Origin of the sequence: Rubrivivax soli (genome assembly GCF_049810355.1) — a bacterium.
Classification (GTDB): Bacteria; Pseudomonadota; Gammaproteobacteria; order Burkholderiales; family Burkholderiaceae_C; genus Rubrivivax.
Window position 1 is genome coordinate 1,896,580 of sequence record NZ_CP187368.1, and the last position, 17,567, is coordinate 1,914,146.

Consider the following 17,567-nt stretch of genomic DNA (forward strand, 5'->3'; position numbering starts at 1 on the left):
TGCGTGATGCCGACCAGCCGGGTCGGCTGCCCCCTGGCGCAAGAACGAAGGTCCCCACCGATGAACCCGGTCGACGACGATCCGATGCGCAACTGCCTGCTCCGGTCCATGCCACCGGCGGACTGGGCACGCGTGCAGCCGCAGCTGGAGTGGGTCGACATGCCGCTCGGCCACGTGATGTACGAGTCGGGCCGCCCGCTGAGCCACGTCTACTTCCCCACCACCTCCATCGTCTCGCTGCTGTACGTGATGGAGAACGGCGCCTCGGCCGAGATCGCCGTCGTCGGCAACGAAGGCGTGGTCGGCATCGCGCTGTTCATGGGCGGCGAGACCACGCCCAGCCGCGCCGTCGTGCAGAGCGCCGGGCGCGGGCTGCGCCTGCGCGCGGCGGCGATCAAGGCGGAGTTCAACCGCGCCGGACCGACGATGCACCTGCTGCTGCGCTACACGCAGGCGCTGATCACGCAGATGGCGCAGACCGCCGTGTGCAACCGCCACCACTCGCTCGATCAGCAGCTGTGCCGCTGGCTGCTGCTGAGCCTGGACCGGCTGCGCGGCCCGGAGCTGCAGATGACGCAGGAGCTGATCGCCAACATGCTGGGCGTGCGCCGCGAGGGCGTCACGGAGGCGGCGCTGAAGCTGCAGAAGCTGGGACTGATCCGCTATGCGCGCGGCCACATCACGGTGCTCGACCGGCCGGGGCTGGAAGCCCGCACCTGCGAGTGCTACCCGGTCGTGAAGACCGAATACGAGCGGCTGCTGCCGGACCGCGTCGCCACCTGATCGCACTGGCAGCGTCATGTGCGCTGGCAGACAGTCGCGGGCGTGGGCGGGCGCCAGACTGCACGGGTCGTCCGCCCCCCTGAAAGCCGCCGCGTGTCCGAGCCCGAGAACCGACTGATCGACCAGTTGCCGCGCCAGGACCGCGCGCGGCTGCTGCGCAAGGCCGAACACGTGCCGCTGCTGGCGGCGCAGGTGCTGCACGAGCGTGCGGAGGCCATCCGCCACGTCTACTTCGTGAACACCGGATTCGTCGCGCTGCTGGAGCAGATCGACGACCAGACCGGCCTGGCCGTGGCCCTGGTGGGGTCGGAGGGCATGCTCGGCGTGCAGCTCGCGCTCGGCGTGCTGGCGGCGCCACAGCGTGCGCTGGTGCAGTCCCCGGGCATGGCCTGGCGCGTCGGCCGGGTCGACTTCCGCGACGTGCTGGACCACAGCGCGGCACTACGCGGCGGCCTGCAGCTGTACATCGCCCGGCTGATGATGCAGCTGGCCTCCACCGCGGGCTGCCTGCACGTGCACCAGATCGGCCCCCGCCTGGCGCGCTGGCTGCTGATGTGCCACGACCGCGCCGACGCCGACCACTTCCACGTCACGCACGAGGCGCTGGCGCTGCTGCTGGGCGCACGCCGCGTGGGCATCACCGTGGCGGCCGGCCGGCTGCAGCGCCAGGGCCTGATCCACTACCACCGCGGCGACCTGCAGGTGCTGGACCGCGCCGGCCTGGAGGCCGCGGCCTGCGCCTGCTACGAGGCCGACCGCCCGTGAGGCCGCTGCGCGCCGTGCATCCCCGACGCGCAGCAACATCGCTGCTTTGTGCGCCAGCGCACTGCACTCCTGCTGTCCGACACCTACGCTCACAGGCACGTCGACCATGACGGGCACCCACCCTGGAAGCAGCATGACCACAGCATCCGGACGCCGCCTGGCACCCCACGGCAGCGCGCCCGGCGCGCCGTTCCTGGCGCAGCACATTCCGTACACCGACTGGACCGCGCTGTTCGACGCGGTGCTGATGCGGCTGCGCATGGTGGCAGGCAGCCAGCTGCAGGCCGAGTGCGACCCGCAGCTGCATGCGCTGGCCAGCGGCATCCAGACCGGCGTGCTCGACTGCGTGCAGGCGCTGGAGCAGCTGCAGCGCATGCTGGCGCCGCCGGCCAGCCGCCTGGCCCACCTGCAGGACGCGCTGCGCGACGCCGAGGACCGTGCGCAGCGCCTGGGCGCCGACCTGGCCGGCGCGCGGGCCGCGGGCCGGCGCGAACGCCACCGTGCCCAGCACGACGAGCTCACCGCCCTGCCCAACCGCAGCTTCTTCCACGAACGCCTGGATCGGGCGCTGGCCGCTCCCGACGGGCCGCGGCATCTCCCGGCCGTGCTGTACCTGGACCTGGACGGCTTCAAGCCCATCAACGACCGCCACGGTCACGACGTCGGCGACGAGTTGCTGCGCATCGTCGCGCTGCGTCTGGCGCGTGCGATGCGCAGCGAGGACGTGGTCAGCCGCATCGGCGGCGACGAGTTCGCCTGCCTGCTGGCCGAGGCCGGCAGCCGCGACCAGCTCGGCCACGTGGCTTGCAAGCTGTTCGACGCGGTGTCCACGCCGCTGAAGATCGGCGACCTGCAGCTCTGCGTGCGGGCCAGCATCGGCATCGCGGTGGCCCCCACCGACGGCAGCACCGCCGGGGTGCTGATGAAGCACGCCGACGCGGCGATGTACCACGCCAAGCGCGAACAGACGGGCTACGCCTTCTTCGACCGCTGCCCGAGCAGCTGAGTCCACAGGCCCGGCGGCACGCGCAACGCCAGCCGCAGCAGCAGCGGCAGCGCACCGGCCAGCAGCGCCGGCCGCAGCAGGCCGCGCCAGGGGCGCCAGCGCAGCAGCACCGCGCCGGCCAGCGCCGCCGCGCCGACGGTGGCCAGCGGATGACGCTGCACCAGCAGGCCGGCTGCATTGCGCGCCAGCGCCGCGGCGAGCAGCACGCCGCCCTCGGGCGCGGCACCGCCGGCTGGCGGCGACAGGGCCTGTCGCAGTCGCTCGCGTGAAGCCGCCAGGCGTTCGCCCGGGGGTGGCGTCATCGGGCAGCCTCCCCGCCGGCCGCACGCAGCATCGCGGCGTCGGCGCGCCACTGCTGCTGCAGGTTGTCGAACGGTGCCGCCGCCGGCGTGGCCAGCAGGCGCGCCAGGCAGGCGACGGCCACCGCGGTCGGCGCCAGCGGCACCAGCAGCAGCAGCCACGGCGCCGGCATGGCCGCCACCGGCAGGCTGGCCCAGAACAGCAGCGCCACCCCGCCCAGCGTGACGGCCACGGAAGCGGCCGCCAGCGCGGCCGCCAGCAGCACCGCCTGCTGCCGCCAGCGGGTGCCCAGCACCGCGGCTTCGTCGCCCACCAGCGCCAGGTAGGCGCCGGCGTGCTCGGCCAGCAGGTCGGGGCGTGTCGTCGCCAGACGGAACAAGCGGTGCAGCATGGTGCGGGTCCGGGTGGATCAGCGTTCGCGCGGGCGCGACATCAGGTGCACCAGCGCCATCAGCGCGGCGCCGGTGGCGGCGGCGATCAGCACCGACTTGAGCGGGTCGTCTCGGATCGTGTGGCGCGCGCTGTCCGAGGCGGCGATCGCCTTCTCGCGCGCGCTGCCCCAGCCGAGCTCGGCACGCTGGCGCACCGCCTCGGCGCTGTCGCCCAGCGCGTGCGCGCCGCGGCGCGCGAGGTCGGCCACCGCGTCCACGGTGTGGTGCACGGGCGGCAGGGCGCCGTCGATGGCCTGGTTGATCGGATCGTTCATGCGGTCGGGGTTCATGGTGGCTTTCGAGGTGGAGGGGATGGGTGGGGACGTGTGCATGCCGGCAGGCGGCGGTCAGCCGTTGCGCAACAGGCCGAACAGGAAGCTGACGACGGCCAGCACCAGGAACACCACGAAGAGGATCTTCGCGATGCCGACGGCACCGGCGGCGATGCCACCGAAGCCGAACAGCGCGGCGATCAGCGCGATGACGAAGAAGACGATGGCGTAGTGCAGCATGCGGGGCTTTCGGTGGTGCGCAGCAGGCCGCTGCGGAGCACCGAGTCTGCCGGCCGCGCGCGGCCGGCGGGATCGGCTGGCGCCACGCGCGGCTGTAGGACAGCGCCCTATGCCGGCTGCGGCGCTGCCGGCAGCAGCGCCTCCAGCCGCGTGCCGGCCCCGGGCGTCGACTGCACCCGCAGCGTGCCCGAAGCCGCCTCGATGCGGAATCGCATGCCCACCAGCCCGAAGGCCGAGTGCAGCGGCGCCGCGGCGTCGAAGCCGACGCCGTCGTCGCGCACCTGCACCCGCACCTGTGTGCCGTGCGGCTCCAGCGCCACCCACAGCTGCCGTGCCTGCGCGTGCTTGGCGATGTTGTTGACGGCCTCCTGCACCAGCCGGTAGACGACCAGCGCGTTGTCGGGCGACAAGTCCACCGGCTGCAGGTCGGCATGCACCTGCAGGCCCGAGGCATCGGCGAACTCGCGCAGCAGGATCTGCAGCGTCAGCACCAGCCCCAGGTGCTGCAGCGCCGTGGGGTGCAGGTTCTCGATCACGCGCCGCTTCAGCGCCACGACGCTGTCGAGCGTGGTGTTCAGGTGCTGCAGGCGGTCCAGTGCCTCGGGCGCGCCGCCGGCCAGGCGCGACCGCAGCCGCGCCACGTCGAGCTTGGCCGAGGTCAGCAGCGCGCCCAGCTCGTCGTGCAGCTCGCGGGCGAGGCGGTGGCGCTCGTCCTCGCGCGCATGCAGCAGGTGCCGCGTGAGCGCGGTGAGCTCCACCGTGCGCCGTGCCAGCTCGTCGTCGCGCCGCTGCGCCGCGCCACGCAGGCGGCGGCGCAGAAGCAGCAGCAGCGCGAGCAGCGCGCACAAGGCCAGCGTCGGCATCCAGGACATGCGTGCCCCTCCCGGCTGCCGCGCAAAGGCGCATCATGCGCCCATGCACCGCAGCCCGCCATGATCCACATCGCCATCGTCGACGACCACGCACTCGTGCGCGCCGGGCTGCGGCAGTACCTGGCCGAGCAGGCCGACTTCCGCGTCGTGGCCGAAGCCGCCAGCGGCAACGAGGTCCTGGAGCTGCTGCGCCGCGGCGACGTCGACGTCATCGTGATGGACATCGCGATGCCCGGCCACAGCGGCATCGACGCGCTGGCTGCCATCCGCGCCCGCGCGCCGACGCTGCCGGTGCTGATCCTCAGCGGCTTCCCCGAGGCGCACTACGCCACGACCCTGCTGCGCCTGGGTGCCAGCGGCTATCTGAACAAGGACTGCGAGCCCGAGGAGATCGTGCTGGCGATCCGCACGGTGCAGCGCGGGCGCCGCTACATCAGCGCCGGGGTCGCGGAGCAGCTGGCCGAGGGCCTGGCCGGCAACGCGGGGCCGGCCGGCGACCAGGCACCGCACAAGCAGCTGTCCGAGCGCGAGCTGCAGGTCTTCCTGCGGCTGGCGCGCGGCGAGACCATCGGCCACATCGCCGACAGCCTGAGCCTGAGCGTGAAGACCGTCAGCACCTACCGCAGCCGCGTGATGGACAAGCTGCAGCTGGCCTCGAACAGCGACCTCACCTACTACGCGATGAAACGCGGCCTCATCCAGTAGCGGGCGTGGTGGCGCCCTGCCCGCCTGCGATGCGGCCGCAGTAGCCGATCAACGCGTCGATCTCGGTGGACTTGTCGAACACGCCGTCGGCACCCAGCGCCAGGCAGGTCTGGCGCATCGCCGGCGTGGCGTAGTTGCTCAGCACCACCAGCCTGGCCGGCGACGGCATCGCCGCCAGCGCGCGCAGCACGCCCAGGCCCGAGCCGCCGCGCAGGAAGAGGTCGATGATGACCAGGTCGACCCGCTGCCCCGGCTGCTGCAGCCACTGCAGCGCGGTGCCTTCGTTGTCGGCGCTGCCCACCACGTGCACGGGCGTCAGCTCTTCCAGCGTGGCCACGAGGTCATCGCGGATGAGCGGGCTGTCTTCGACGAGATAGGTCTTGATTTCGGGCATGCGGGCGGCGGGCGTCCAGGCGGCTGGCCCGGTGGAGTCTGGGGCATGGCCGCGGCCCGCGCCATCGGGACTGCACCGCGCCGGCGTGTGGGCCGCCGCCTACACCGGCGGGCGGCTGCGTCCGCTGCCGCCCGGCACCGCCGCGGCGCACAGTGCACAGACTCACCCGAGACAACTCCAGGAGCCGCGATGCGCCACCCACAAAGACTCATGCTGACCACCCTGCTGCTGGCCCTGGCCGGCGGTGCCGCGGCACAGGTGGTCTTCTACGAGAACGAGGACTTCGGCGGTCGCAGCCTGCGGGTCGACGACGCCGAGCCCAGCTTCGGCGACCGCGGCTTCAACGACCGTGCGTCGTCGATCCGCGTCGACGGCGGCCGCTGGCAGGTGTGCCAGCACAGCAACTACGGCGGCCAGTGCGTCGAACTGCGGCCCGGCAGCTACCCGACGCTGGCGGCGATGGGGATGCAGGACCGCGTCTCGTCGGTGCGGCGCCTCAGCGAGGCGCGCCAGGAGCAGCGCGAGGAAGAGCGCGCCGTCCGCGACGAGCGCATGGGCCGCGACGACCGTTACGCCATCCACGACGGCCAGCGCAGCGACCCGCGCTGGCGCCGCCGCCCCGACGAGCGGCTGTACGAGGCCAACGTGCTGAGCGCGCGTGCCGTGCGCGGCCCGGCCGAGCAGCGCTGCTGGATGGAGCGCCAGGACGTCGAGGAGCGCCGCAGCGACGCCCGCGTGCCTGGTGCCGTGATCGGCGCCGTGCTGGGCGGCGTGCTCGGCCACCAGATCGGCAGCGGCAGCGGCCGCGACCTGGCCACCGTGGGCGGCGTCGTCGCCGGCGCGGCAGTGGGGTCGCAGGTCGGGCGCGCGCAGCAGGGCCCGCAGGTCGCGACGCAGGACGTGCGCCGCTGCGCCGACGCGCCGGGGCCGCGCCCCACCGACTACTGGGACGTCAGCTACCGCTTCCGCGGCGACAACCACCGCGTGCAACTGCGCGAGGCGCCGGGGCCGACGATCACCGTGAACCGCAGGGGCGAGCCGCGCGAGTGAACGCTGCGGCGGGGCCGGGTCGGGGCCGACACAAATCTTTGCAGCCGCTTCATCGATGCCCGCGCCTGCCGCGTCAACGCTCACGCCTGTGCAGGCATTGAACCCCTGTCCGTGCAGCGCCGCACCCCGGCGCACCCCGCTTGTTCAGGAGCCCCCGATGAAGAAGACCCTGGTTTCCACCCTGGCCGCCGCCCTGGCCGCCGTCACCGGCCTCGGGCTGGCCGCCTCCGCCGCCGCCCAGCAGCCCGCAGGCACGGCGGCGTCCAGCCCCTCGCCGGAGCGGCGTGCCGCGATGAAGGAGAAGTGGGACGCCATGACGCCCGAGCAGAAGGCCGCCGCCAAGGAACGCGCCCGGCAGAAGTGGGACGCGATGACGCCCGAGCAGCAGGCCGCCGCGAAGCAGCGCTTCGCCGAGAAGCGCCCGCGCGCGGCCGCCCGCATGGCCGAGAAGCGCCAGCAGGCGGCGTCCGCGGCGCAGTGACGCCGCCACGGGCGGCGCGGGTGCTCCGGCGCACGGTCGCAGGCGCCTGCGCCGGGGCACAATGCGCGCCGCCATGACCCGTTCCCGGCTTCTCCGGCCCGCCAGTCCTGCCCGCGCGCTGCTGGCGCCGCTGTGCGCCCTGCTGCTGGGCGGCTGCGCCACGCGCGCGGTCGACGTGCAGCCGCTGCCGACCAGCGCGGCCGAGTTCGCGCTCTGGGACTGCGCCCGCATCGACGACGAACTCGACGCCGTGCAGCAGCGCGCGGCCGACCTCGCCTACGACGTCGACCAGCGCGTGGGCAACAACATCGTGGCGCTCGGCGTCGGCGTCGCCGTGTTCTGGCCGGCGCTGCTGGCGCTGCGGCCCGACGGCCTGGAGGCCCGGGACCTGGCCCGCCTGAAGGGCCGCTTCGAGGCCCTGCGCACGGCCGCACGCGAGCGTGGCTGCCCGCCCCCGGCCGCCGACCTGCCGGCCGCGCGTGCCGCCGCGCTGCCGGTGGCGGTGGGCGAACGCCTGGTGTACGAAGACCGCACCGGGACGCGCCAGGCCGACACCACCGTCACCACGCTGCAGGTGCTGGCGCTGCGCCGCGACGAGATCGAGTTCCGGCTGCGCCGGCCCGGCGGCGGGCAGCCGTGGCGGCAGGACCGCGCCGGCAACGTCACGCGCGCACCCGATGGCAGCTTCGCCTGGCCGCGCCTGCTGCGCCACGAACCCGCGCTGGGCCAGGTGCTGTCGGGCGACATCGTCGTGGTCGGCGACCCGCTGGCCCGGGCCCGCGTGCGCGGCCAGGTCGTCGCCATCGGGCCGCAGTGGCTGGACGGACGGCGCTTCGAGGCCGTGGTGATCGAGCTCTTCGGCGACGCGCAGCGCGGCGACGACAGCCGCCGGCTCGATGGCGCGATCGTCATCGACCGGCACAGCGGCACCCTGCTGCGGCTGGACCTGGACAGCGCGATGCCCGGCTTCCGGCTGCAGCGCCGGCTGGTGCGGGTGGACCCCGCCGAAGCCACGACGCCCTGACCACGCACGCCGGGCCGCGCGGCGCCCGGACCCTGCCGCCGAGGCAACAGTTCTTTACCCGCCGCGCAAGCGGCCGACACCCCGGCGGCGCACAGTCCGTTCCATCGTGCAACCCCGCGGAGCCGCCATGAAGACACCGACCCAGACCCTCCAGCCCCGCACGGGGCTCCCGTTGCGGCTGACCGTGGCCACGCTGGTGCTGGCCATCGGTGCAGCGTGGACGCTCGCGGCGCAAGCCGCGCCCCACGGCCCCGGCGGCGCGCACCACGGCAAGCAGGGCTTCGGTCAGATCGAACGCATGCTCGACGCCGCCGGCGCCAGCGCCGAACAGCGCAGCCAGGTGCAGGCCATCCTGCAGGCCGCGCGCGAGGACATGCGGGCCCAGCACGGCGCGAGCCGCGACCAGCAGGCGCAGCTGATGCAGCTGCTGGCGGCCCCGACCGTGGACGCCCGCGCCGTCGAAGACCTGCGCCAGCAGATGCTGGCCCGCCACGATCAGGCCAGCAAGCGCCAGATGCAGGCCCTGCTGGACGCCAGCCGCGTGCTCAGCGCCGAACAACGCCAGAAGATGGCCACGCAGATGGCCGAGCGCCGCGCGATGATGGAGCGCCACCGCAGCGAACGCGAGTCGCTGCAGCGCCCCGCCCCGCGCTGAACCGCGGCAGGGATTGCCGCTATCCTGGAACCGGTTCCTCCTGTGGCCTGACGTCCCTCTCCAGGCCTTCGCTCCGCAGCTCTCGGGCTACGGAGCGTTTTTTGCATTCGAAAGCCCGCACCGATGAGCCGACTGCTGCTGATCGACGACGACTCCCGGCTGACCGCGCTGGTCGGCGACTACCTGCGCCGCAACGGCTACGAGGTCGACGCCGCCGGCTCGCTGCACGCCGGGCGCGAGCAGCTCAAGGCGCGCCCGTACGATGCGCTGCTGCTCGACCTGATGCTGCCCGACGGCGACGGCCTGGACCTCACGCGCGAGCTGCGCGCCGATGCGCGCACGCGCCGCCTGCCGCTGCTGATGCTGACGGCCCGCGGCGAGCCGATGGACCGCATCGTCGGCCTCGAGCTCGGCGCCGACGACTACCTGCCCAAGCCCTTCGAGCCGCGCGAGCTGCTGGCACGCGTGAAGGCGCTGCTGCGCCGCGCCACGCCCGAGCCGGCCGGTGACGACGTGCTCACCTTCGGCCGCCTCGAGGTCGATCTGGGCGCCCGCCAGGCACGGCTGGACGGCATCGCCTGCGACCTCACCAGCCACCAGTTCGACCTGCTGGTGGTGCTGGCGCAGAGCCCGGGCCGCGTGCTCAGCCGCGACCAGATCATGGACGCGCTGAAGGGCCACCCGCTGGAGGCCTTCGACCGCAGCATCGACGTGCACATCTCGCGCATCCGCGCCGTCATCGAAGACGACCCGAAGAACCCCAAGCGCGTGCTCACGGTGCGCGGCGCGGGCTACGTCTTCGCGAAGAAGCAGGACGCCGACCAGTAGCCCGCCGATGCGCAACCTGTACCTGCGCATCTACGTCACCGTGGTGGCGGCGCTGGCGCTGTTCGCGCTGGTCTCGGGCTGGCTGCTGCAGAACCATCTCGACCAGGAACGCCAGCGTTTCGAGCGCTCGGCGCAGAACCGCGTGGCGGCCTGGGCCGAGCTGCTGCAGCGCTCGCTGCCCGGCGCCGATGCACCGCCCGAGGACCAGGCAGCGGCGTTGCGCGACTGGTCGCAGCGCCTGCGCCTGCCGATGGCGCTGGAAGACGGCGGCGGGCAGCGCATCGCCATCTCCGACAGCTACCTGCTGCGCGAGGCCGAAGGCAGCACGGTCGGGCGCGCGGTGCCGATCCGCCTGGACGATGGCCGCACGCTGTGGGTGCTGCGGCCGCTGGCGCTGCGCCGCGGGCCCGCCCCCGGCAGCCCGGACGGCGCGGCAGCGCCGCCGCCGCGGCTGCTGCCCTGGCTGCCGCCCGGGCTGCCCGAAGGCGGCATCGGCCTGGCCGCGCTGCTGCTGGTGCTGTTCGCGGCCGTGGCCGCCGGCGCCTGGCCGGTGGTGCGGCGCCTGACGCGGCGGCTCGAGGCGCTCAAGCGCGGCGTCGAGGCCTTCGGCGCCGGCAACCTGCAGCAGCGTGTGGCCGAGGACGGGCGCGACGAGGTGGCCGCGCTCGGCGCCAGCTTCAACCGCGCCGCCGGCCGCATCGAGGTGCTGCTGCGCTCGCACCAGAGCCTGCTGGCCAACGCCAGCCACGAGCTGCGCTCGCCGCTGGCGCGGCTGAAGATGGCGGTGTCGATGGCCGAAGACGCGGCGCCCGAGCAGCGCGCGGCGCTGCAGCGCGAGATCGACGCCAACATCGCCGAGCTCGACGCGCTGGTCGAGGAGGTCCTGCTCGCCAGCCGGCTCGACGCCACGACCACGCTGGACCGGCGCGACCCCGTGCAGCTGCTGGCGCTGGCCGCCGAGGAAGCCGCGCGCGTGCAGGCCGGCGCGCACGGCGCCGACGTCACGCTGCTCGGCGACGAACGCCTGCTGCGCCGCGCGCTGCGCAACCTGCTGGAAAACGCGCGGCGCTACGGGGGCGACGCGGTCGAGGTGGAAGTGGCGGTGGTGGCCGCCGAGAGCCGCAGGCAGGTGGAGCTGCGTGTGCTCGACCGCGGCCCCGGCGTGCCCGAGGCCCAGCGCGAGCGCATCTTCGAGCCCTTCTTCCGCCTGCCCGGCCATGCCGAACGCGAAGGCGGCGTCGGTCTCGGCCTGGCCCTGGTGCGGCAGATCGCCGAACGCCACGGCGGCAGCGTGCGCTGCACGCCGCGCGCAGGCGGCGGCAGCTGCTTCACGCTGGCCCTGCCGCTGGCCTGAGCGCGCGGCGCCGGGCCCGTCAAGCCGCGCGCTGCCGGCGCAGCACGTGCGCCAGCAGGCCGGTGAGCGCCAGTGCGGTCAGCACCAGGCCGGCGGTGGCGGCGGTCCAGAAGCCGGCCGCGCCGCGCCACGCCAGCGGCACCCAGGCGTGGCCGCCGAAGGCAAGCGCGAACCCGCCGCCCAGCCCCACGCCCCACAACGCCGTGGCGTTCACCAGCAGCGGGATGGTGGCGATGCGCCAGGCGCGCAGCACGAACGCGGCGATGGTCTGCGCGGCATCGGCGACGTGGAACAGCGCCACGTAGGCCAGCAGCGGCAGCGCCGCCGCCACCACCGCGGCGTCGCGGGCGTACAGCGCCACCACGGCCTCGCGCCCCAGGAACACCGCGCCGCCCAGCACGGCGGCGATGGCCGTGCCCACGGCCAGGCCGTGCCAGCCGAGCCGGCGCGCGTCGGCCAGGTCCAGCGCACCGATGCGCTGCGCCACCAGCGTGCTGGTGCCGTTGGCGATGGCCAGCGGCAGCATGAACAGCAGCGACACCAGGTTGGCCGCGATCTGGTGCCCGGCCACCGGCGTGGTGCCCAGCCGCGCGATGAACAGCGCCATGAACGTGAAGCCCGACACCTCCACCAGGATCGTGGCGCCCATCGGCAGCCCCAGCCGCAGCTGGGCCAGCAGGGCGCGGCGGTCGGGCAGGTCCAGGCCGCGGCCGAGCAGCGCGAAGCGGCCGTAGAACGGGTCGCGCCGCAGCACCAGCACGGCGCCCAGCAGCTGCGCCCACATCGCGATGGCGGTGGCGATGCCGCAGCCCAGCACGCCCAGCGGCGGGATGCCCAGCGCCGGCACGCCGAAGATCAGCAGCACCGACAGCGGCAGCTTCAGCGCCAGGCCGCCGATCTGCAGCGCCATCACGGCCTTGGGCCGCGACACGGCCACGTTGAAGCCGCGGTACACCGTGAACAGCAGCGAGGCCGGCAGCGACAGCGCCAGCGCCGCCAGGTAGCCGCGCACCTTGTCGGCGACTTCGGGCCCGGCCTGCGACAGGGCCAGGAACGGCGCCGGGAAGAGCAGCAGCGTGCTGCCCGCGAGCGACAGCGCCAGTGCGATCCACACCGCCTGGTGCACCTGGCGCCCGGCATCGTGCAGCTTGCCGGCGCCGAAGAGCTGGCCGACGATGGGCCCGAGCGCCAGCACCACGCCCATGAAGCCGACGAAGGTGGTGACGTAGGCGGCCGCCCCCACCGCCAGCGCGGCCAGGTCGGCGGCGGCGAATCGCGCCACCAGCACGGTGTCGATGGTGCTGAAGGCCAGCACCGACAGCTGCCCCACGAAGACCGGCCAGGCCAGCCTAGCGATGCGTCGGGCGCTGTGCGCCCAGCCGCTGCTCAAGACGCGTCCCGCGGTGCCGGCGCGCCGGGTGCTGCGAAGACGTCGGCCGGCGGGTGGTCGGCGCCGCTGGACAGCTTCGCCCGTTCGGCATAGCGGTTGAAGCGCCAGGCCGTCGCCTCCAGCGTGATGCGGCGCCACACGGCCCGCTTCTCGCCCGGCGTGAAGACGGGCCAGTGCTGCACCTCGTCGAAGCTGCGGCCGCAGCCCTTGCAGACGTCGTCGCCCTGGCTGGTGGAGCAGATCGCGATGCAGGGCGCGTCCGGCGTGCTGGCGTACCAGGTCAGCCAGGCCTCGCGGGCGCGGGCCGGCATGCTGTCCTCGTCGGCCAGCGGCTCGTGGTAGTACACCATCAGTGCGTACACCTCGGCCAGCGCGCGCACCTCGGGGCAGGCGCTGATGCCGTCGGGCGACGGCGAGCGCTCGCGCCACCAGTTGATGGCGGCCTCGATGTCGGTGATGTGCAGCGCAGCCAAGGTGCTCGGGGTGGCAGGCGGGAACGCGAACTTCGCGGCCACCCGGTTTCGGGGGACGCGAAGGATAGCAGCGCGGCAGCTCCGCTGCCGCGCGCCCCTGCACGCGGGCCTGCGGCCTCTACCGCGCGGTCTTCGCCGCCTTCGGCGCCTTCACGCCCTTGGCGGCCTTGCTCTGCTGCAGCAAGGCCTCGCTGGCCAGGCGCTTGGCGCGCGTGGTCGCCTTCTGGTAGGCCAGTTCGGCGCGCCGGCGCATCTCGATCGCCTTCTCCAGCGCGGCGCTGTAGCGCTCGGCCGTGTAGGTGTTCTCGCTGCCGATGTACACCGACTTGCGCAACGGCACGTCACCGTAACGCGGTACGAGCACAGACAGGCTGGCGTAGCGGACCTTCGAGCCGCGGCGCTGGCGCACCACGGGACCGAAGATGCCCACAGGCAGGTCGCTGGTCTTGTTCTCGCTGGGCCCGCGCTGCAGCCGGGTGGGTGCAGGCAGGCGTGCGATCCGCTTGAGCAGCTCGGAAGTGGCTGCTTCCAGCGCGGCTTGTGCGCCGCTGCCGTCAGGCGTGTGGTCGGAGAACAGCTTGGTGCCGCCGTAGCGCAGCTGCCAGCCGTGGGTGGCGCGGTGATCGATGCGTTGGATGCCTTGTGGAACAGTGAATCGCTGACCTGAAAAGATGGTGATGTCGCGAACTTTCATTGGGTTCCTCGGTTGCTACTTTATTGGGCTGTGGGAACCTCCCTCCGTATAGTTTAAGCCGCCTGTATCAAGATATGAACAGCAGTGCGAGTCCCAATAGCGCAGGAATGGCCTGAATCACCAGAATCCTGCGGCTGGCCGTGGCGGCGCCGTACAGACCGGCCGTCAGCACGCACAGCAGGAAGAACACCTTCACCCCGAAGCCGCCCGTGCCCAGGCTCAGCCCCCAGAACAGGCCGGCCGCGAGGAAGCCGTTGTAGAGGCCCTGGTTGGCGGCGAGCACCTTGGTGGCCTCGGCGAAGTCGGGCTTCAGCCCGAAGGCCTTGCGGCCCGTGGGGGATGTCCACAGGAACATCTCCAGCACCAGGATCCAGACGTGGATCAGCCCGACCAGCCCGATCACGATGTTGGCTGCAAGCGCCATGGCAAAGCTCCCCCTGCGGTTGTGAATGGGCGGGCATGCTACGCCGCCCAGCAGCTACAGTGCCGCCGCATGGAACCCGCAGACACCGTGGAACGGCGCCTCACCGAACTGGAGATCAAGGCCAGCTTCAGCGAGGACCTGATCGACCGCCTGAACGAGGTGCTGGTGCAGCAGCAGGCGCAGATCGACCGCCTGCGGCGCGAGCTGGCCGCGCTGCGTGTGCAGCCGTCCACGAGCGACAGCGCGGGCTTCCGCAGCCTGCGCGACGAGCTGCCGCCGCACTATTGATCCCCCCCGAAGCGCCTGCGGCGCTAGCTGTTGCGGGAGCGCTTCTGTTCGCGCTGCAGGAACAGGTACAGGCCTTCGACCTTCTCGCGCGCCCAGGGCGTCTTGCGCAGCACCTTCAGGCTCGACGCGATGCTGGGCTGCTGGCTGAAGCAGCGCAGCGCGATGCGCTCGGCCAGGCCGGACCAGCCGTAGGCGGCCACCAGGGCCTGCAGCATGGCCTCGAGCGTGACGCCGTGCAGCGGGTTGCGGGGCTGGGCGGAGGCGGGTGCGGGGGGCGTGGCCATCGCGGCATTCTGCCCGGGTGGGCCCACTAGAATCCGCCCCCCAGCCCCGCCGGACCACCATGTTCAAGAACGCGCTCGTCTACAGCATCGACCAGTGGGAACCGCCCACGCAGGACACCATCGCCCAGCGCCTGGACAGTGGCCGCTTCACCGAGTGCGGCCCGTCGCAGGCCGAGAGCACGGGCTGGATCGAGCCGCGCGGCGAGCAGCACGGCGTGCTGCTGGAGAGCGTGGGCGGCCAGCTCATCCTGAAGCTGTGCAGCGAGACCAAGGCCGTGCCCGGCAGCGTGGTGAAGGACCAGCTGAACGCGCGGCTGGAGAAGATCGAGGCCGAGACCGGCCGCCGCCCGAAGGGCAAGGCCAGCCGCGAGCTGAAGGAGGACATCGTGCACGCGCTGCTGCCGCGGGCCTTCCCGAAGCGCTCGGCGACGCTGGTGTGGATCGACCTGGGCGCGCGGCGCCTGCTCATCGGCGCCACCGGCAGCAAGATGGCCGACGCCGTGGTGACGAAGCTCGTCGAGCTGTTCGGCGGCCTGCGCCTGACCCCGCTGCAGACGGCCTTGTCGCCGGCCACGGCGATGGCCGCCTGGCTCAGCGAGAAGCAGGCGCCGCCCGGCTTCAGCATCGACCGCGAGTGCGAGCTGAAGCAGCCCGACAGCGAGAAGGCCGCGGTGCGCTACGCGCGCCACACGCTCGACATCGACGAGGTCGGCGACCACATCAAGCAGGGCAAGCTGCCGACGCAGCTGGCGCTGACCTGGAACAGCCGCGTCTCCTTCGTGCTGACCGAAGGCCTGGCGCTGAAGAAGATCAAGCTGCTCGACGTGGTGCTGGAGAACAACGCCCCCACCGAAGCCGCCGACAACGGCTTCGAAGCCGACGTGGCCATCACCACCGGCGAGCTGGCGCAGCTGCTGCCCGACCTGATCGACGCACTCGGCGGCCCGCTGGCGGTGGACGCCGTGACCGGTGCCGCCGCACCCGCCACCCCGGCCGCGCCTGCCCCTGCCGGGGCCGCTTCCGGTGCCGCGGCCGGCAGCAGCGCCCCGTGGGACGCCGCCTGAGGCACCTGCCCGCACCATGAAGGCGCCGCTGCCGACCCCGCCGCAGCACGGTGCGCGCGATGCCTGACACCGGCCCGCCCGCTGCAGGCACGAGTCCGTCGCGCGAGGTGCGGCTGTGGCTGGTGGCAGCCAACGTGCTGGCCGTGCTGCTGGTCGCGACCCTGGCCGCCGTGGCCGCCAGCGTCAGCCGCGCCGCGCTGGTCCAGCGTGCGTCGGACGCGGCGCAGAACATCGCCGGCAGCCTGCAGCAGGGCATCGGCGCGCGCATCGACCTGATCGACATGACGCTGCGCACCGTGGCGCGCCGGCATGCCGAGCACCAGACCGTGGACATGGCCGCGCTCGACAGGCTGCTGCAGGAGCAGCAGTCGCTGCTGTCGGGCCTGAACAGCCTGCGCTACGCCGACGCCGCAGGCCGCGTGCGGCTGGGCCGGGGCATCGCGGAAGGATCCACGCTCAGCATCGCCGGCCGGGCGTACTTCCAGCAGGCACGCGACGACCCCGAGGCCGGGCTGGTCGTCTCGGAGCCGCTGCAGACCTTCGTCGGCAATGCCTGGGCGCTGATGCTCGCGCGACGGCTGGAGCACGCCGATGGCAGCTTCGCGGGCGTGGTCTTCGCCGATCTGACGGCCGACGACTTCGAGCGCCTGTTCGAGGGCGTGAACCTGGGCAGCAACGGCGCAATCACCGTGCGCTCGGCCACGCTGCGCATGGTGGCGCGCCGCACCGCGCAGGGCATGCAGACGCTGGGGCTGGGCGGCGACGCCGTGTCGGATGCGCTGCGCGAGGCCATCGCCCGGCAGCCGGTGGCCGGCACCTTCAGCGCCCGCACCGTGGTCGACCAGATCGAACGCGCCAGCGCCTACCACCGCGTGGGCGAGCATCCGCTGTACGTGCTGACGGGGCTGGGCACCCGGGACTACCTGCGCCCGTGGCTGCCCGAGCTGGCGGGCATCGCGCTGCTGGCGCTGCTGCTGTGCCTGGCGCTGGCGGGCGCCACGGTGGTCGGCTACCGGGCGTGGCGCCGCGGTGCCGCCCTGGAACGCGAACAGCTGCTGCGCCAGCGCAGCGAGCAGCACGCGGCAGAACTGCACCAGCTGCTCACAGAACGCAGCACCATGCTGGACGTGCTGGCCCACGAAGTGCGCCAGCCGCTGCACAACGCCGCCGCGGCGCTGCAGCGAGCGAAGGTGGCGCTGGCGGCGGTGGCCGACCCCGTGGCCGAGCAGCGCGTGCAGCGGGCGGAGGGCGTGCTGTCGCAGGTGCTGTCGAGCATCGACAACACGCTGGCGTCGGCCTCGCTGCTGGGCCGCGCCGGCCCGATCGCGCGGCAGGACACCGACATCGACACCTTCTTGCAGGTGGCCATCGCCGACATGCCGCCCGCCGAGCGGCAGCACGTGCGCATCGAGCGTCTGACCGGCACGCGCACGGCCTCGATGGACATGGGACTGATGCGGCTGGCACTGCGCAACCTGCTGGCCAACGCCTTCAAGTACGGCCTGCCCGGCACGCCCGTGGTGGTGACGCTGCAGGACAGCGACGATCCGCTGGCGCTGCTGGTCGACGTCGGCAACACCGGACCCGCGGTGCCCGACGACCTCGTGCCGCACATGTTCGAGCGCGGCGTGCGCGGCCGCCACGACGGCGGCCCGGGTGGCCGCGGCCTCGGGCTGCACATCGTGCAGCGCGTGATGGAACTGCACGGCGGCAGCGCCGAGCTGCTGCGCAACACGCCCGAAGGCATCACGGTGCGGCTGGTGCTGGTGCAGGCGCCGGCCGGCTGAAGA

24 protein-coding genes are annotated in these 17,567 nt (G+C 73.3%); 13 read left to right on the forward strand and 11 right to left on the reverse strand.

The window, feature by feature from the left end:
- Positions 1 to 60: 60 nt before the first annotated feature.
- The 3 genes from ACPOLB_RS08630 to ACPOLB_RS08640 all read left to right on the forward strand — a co-directional run bounded on the left by ACPOLB_RS08630 (position 61) and on the right by ACPOLB_RS08640 (position 2,554).
- Positions 61 to 783: a Crp/Fnr family transcriptional regulator gene (locus tag ACPOLB_RS08630; protein WP_425260918.1), complete on the forward strand. Its 723-nt coding sequence runs from the start codon at positions 61 to 63 to the stop codon at positions 781 to 783.
- Between the two features lie 93 nt (positions 784 to 876).
- A complete protein-coding gene (locus tag ACPOLB_RS08635) occupies positions 877 to 1,548 on the forward strand; it encodes a Crp/Fnr family transcriptional regulator (protein WP_425260919.1) in 672 nt (223 codons plus the stop codon).
- Positions 1,549 to 1,681: 133 nt separating this feature from the next.
- Positions 1,682 to 2,554: a diguanylate cyclase domain-containing protein gene (locus ACPOLB_RS08640; RefSeq protein ID WP_425260920.1), complete on the forward strand. Its 873-nt coding sequence runs from the start codon at positions 1,682 to 1,684 to the stop codon at positions 2,552 to 2,554.
- Here the strand turns inward: ACPOLB_RS08640 and ACPOLB_RS08645 are convergent.
- The 5 genes from ACPOLB_RS08645 to ACPOLB_RS08665 form a co-directional block, all read right to left on the reverse strand.
- On the reverse strand, positions 2,521 to 2,856 hold the full coding sequence (locus tag ACPOLB_RS08645; protein WP_425260921.1) for a hypothetical protein: 336 nt from the start codon (positions 2,854 to 2,856) through the stop codon (positions 2,521 to 2,523). The two genes, ACPOLB_RS08640 and ACPOLB_RS08645, sit on opposite strands and share 34 nt — an antisense overlap.
- Entirely contained in the window at positions 2,853 to 3,245 is a 393-nt protein-coding gene (locus ACPOLB_RS08650) for a hypothetical protein (protein ID WP_425260922.1), read from the reverse strand. The genes ACPOLB_RS08645 and ACPOLB_RS08650 overlap by 4 nt, the downstream gene beginning before the upstream one ends.
- An 18-nt stretch (positions 3,246 to 3,263) precedes the next feature.
- Positions 3,264 to 3,617 carry a hypothetical protein gene (locus ACPOLB_RS08655; protein WP_425260923.1) on the reverse strand — a complete coding sequence of 118 codons (354 nt, stop codon included), beginning with the start codon at positions 3,615 to 3,617 and terminating at the stop codon, positions 3,264 to 3,266.
- Between the two features lie 15 nt (positions 3,618 to 3,632).
- A complete protein-coding gene (locus tag ACPOLB_RS08660; RefSeq protein WP_425260924.1) occupies positions 3,633 to 3,797 on the reverse strand; it encodes a DUF1328 domain-containing protein in 165 nt (54 codons plus the stop codon).
- A gap of 107 nt (positions 3,798 to 3,904) precedes the next feature.
- The gene (locus ACPOLB_RS08665) at positions 3,905 to 4,669 is read right to left on the reverse strand and encodes a sensor histidine kinase (RefSeq protein WP_425260925.1); all 765 of its coding nucleotides are present in this window, start codon (positions 4,667 to 4,669) and stop codon (positions 3,905 to 3,907) included.
- 60 nt (positions 4,670 to 4,729) lie between these two features.
- Here ACPOLB_RS08665 and ACPOLB_RS08670 point away from each other — a divergent pair, with 60 nt between their 5' ends.
- Positions 4,730 to 5,374: a response regulator gene (locus tag ACPOLB_RS08670; RefSeq protein WP_425260926.1), complete on the forward strand. Its 645-nt coding sequence runs from the start codon at positions 4,730 to 4,732 to the stop codon at positions 5,372 to 5,374.
- On the opposite strand, the gene ACPOLB_RS08675 is transcribed toward ACPOLB_RS08670, so the two are convergent.
- Positions 5,364 to 5,768 (reverse strand): response regulator, encoded by a 405-nt coding sequence (locus ACPOLB_RS08675; RefSeq protein WP_425260927.1) that lies wholly within the window; start codon positions 5,766 to 5,768, stop codon positions 5,364 to 5,366. The two genes, ACPOLB_RS08670 and ACPOLB_RS08675, sit on opposite strands and share 11 nt — an antisense overlap.
- A 210-nt stretch (positions 5,769 to 5,978) precedes the next feature.
- Between ACPOLB_RS08675 and ACPOLB_RS08680 the strand changes: the two genes are divergently transcribed.
- From ACPOLB_RS08680 to ACPOLB_RS08705, 6 genes are all read left to right on the forward strand, one after another.
- A complete protein-coding gene (locus ACPOLB_RS08680; RefSeq protein ID WP_425260928.1) occupies positions 5,979 to 6,818 on the forward strand; it encodes a beta/gamma crystallin-related protein in 840 nt (279 codons plus the stop codon).
- A 157-nt stretch (positions 6,819 to 6,975) separates the two neighbouring features.
- A complete protein-coding gene (locus tag ACPOLB_RS08685; RefSeq protein WP_425260929.1) occupies positions 6,976 to 7,299 on the forward strand; it encodes a DUF3106 domain-containing protein in 324 nt (107 codons plus the stop codon).
- Positions 7,300 to 7,372: 73 nt separating this feature from the next.
- Positions 7,373 to 8,323, forward strand: a complete 951-nt coding sequence (locus ACPOLB_RS08690; protein WP_425260930.1) for a hypothetical protein — start codon at positions 7,373 to 7,375, stop codon at positions 8,321 to 8,323.
- 127 nt (positions 8,324 to 8,450) lie between these two features.
- On the forward strand, positions 8,451 to 8,978 hold the full coding sequence (locus tag ACPOLB_RS08695; protein WP_425260931.1) for a Spy/CpxP family protein refolding chaperone: 528 nt from the start codon (positions 8,451 to 8,453) through the stop codon (positions 8,976 to 8,978).
- 123 nt (positions 8,979 to 9,101) lie between these two features.
- Positions 9,102 to 9,806, forward strand: a complete 705-nt coding sequence (locus ACPOLB_RS08700; protein ID WP_425260932.1) for a response regulator — start codon at positions 9,102 to 9,104, stop codon at positions 9,804 to 9,806.
- A gap of 7 nt (positions 9,807 to 9,813) precedes the next feature.
- A complete protein-coding gene (locus ACPOLB_RS08705) occupies positions 9,814 to 11,160 on the forward strand; it encodes an ATP-binding protein (RefSeq protein ID WP_425260933.1) in 1,347 nt (448 codons plus the stop codon).
- A gap of 19 nt (positions 11,161 to 11,179) precedes the next feature.
- On the opposite strand, the gene ACPOLB_RS08710 is transcribed toward ACPOLB_RS08705, so the two are convergent.
- From ACPOLB_RS08710 to ACPOLB_RS08725, 4 genes are all read right to left on the reverse strand, one after another.
- A complete protein-coding gene (locus ACPOLB_RS08710) occupies positions 11,180 to 12,550 on the reverse strand; it encodes an MATE family efflux transporter (RefSeq protein ID WP_425260934.1) in 1,371 nt (456 codons plus the stop codon).
- Positions 12,547 to 13,023 (reverse strand): DUF3717 domain-containing protein, encoded by a 477-nt coding sequence (locus ACPOLB_RS08715; protein WP_425260935.1) that lies wholly within the window; start codon positions 13,021 to 13,023, stop codon positions 12,547 to 12,549. Before ACPOLB_RS08715 ends, ACPOLB_RS08710 begins: the two co-directional genes overlap by 4 nt.
- Before the next feature lie 118 nt (positions 13,024 to 13,141).
- The gene (locus tag ACPOLB_RS08720) at positions 13,142 to 13,717 is read right to left on the reverse strand and encodes a hypothetical protein (protein WP_425260937.1); all 576 of its coding nucleotides are present in this window, start codon (positions 13,715 to 13,717) and stop codon (positions 13,142 to 13,144) included.
- Positions 13,718 to 13,784: 67 nt separating this feature from the next.
- Positions 13,785 to 14,141, reverse strand: a complete 357-nt coding sequence (locus ACPOLB_RS08725) for a DUF1304 domain-containing protein (protein ID WP_425260938.1) — start codon at positions 14,139 to 14,141, stop codon at positions 13,785 to 13,787.
- Between the two features lie 69 nt (positions 14,142 to 14,210).
- Here ACPOLB_RS08725 and ACPOLB_RS08730 point away from each other — a divergent pair, with 69 nt between their 5' ends.
- Positions 14,211 to 14,429, forward strand: coding sequence for a SlyX family protein (locus ACPOLB_RS08730; RefSeq protein ID WP_425260939.1), 219 nt, complete (start codon positions 14,211 to 14,213; stop codon positions 14,427 to 14,429).
- Between the two features lie 23 nt (positions 14,430 to 14,452).
- Here the strand turns inward: ACPOLB_RS08730 and ACPOLB_RS08735 are convergent, their stop codons facing one another.
- Positions 14,453 to 14,713, reverse strand: a complete 261-nt coding sequence (locus ACPOLB_RS08735) for a VF530 family DNA-binding protein (protein WP_425260940.1) — start codon at positions 14,711 to 14,713, stop codon at positions 14,453 to 14,455.
- A 59-nt stretch (positions 14,714 to 14,772) separates the two neighbouring features.
- Here ACPOLB_RS08735 and ACPOLB_RS08740 point away from each other — a divergent pair, with 59 nt between their 5' ends.
- Together ACPOLB_RS08740 and ACPOLB_RS08745 are read left to right on the forward strand one after the other, a co-directional pair.
- The gene (locus ACPOLB_RS08740; RefSeq protein ID WP_425260941.1) at positions 14,773 to 15,777 is read left to right on the forward strand and encodes a recombination-associated protein RdgC; all 1,005 of its coding nucleotides are present in this window, start codon (positions 14,773 to 14,775) and stop codon (positions 15,775 to 15,777) included.
- 59 nt (positions 15,778 to 15,836) lie between these two features.
- Positions 15,837 to 17,564 carry an ATP-binding protein gene (locus tag ACPOLB_RS08745; RefSeq protein WP_425260942.1) on the forward strand — a complete coding sequence of 576 codons (1,728 nt, stop codon included), beginning with the start codon at positions 15,837 to 15,839 and terminating at the stop codon, positions 17,562 to 17,564.
- The last annotated feature ends 3 nt before the right edge of the window (positions 17,565 to 17,567 follow it).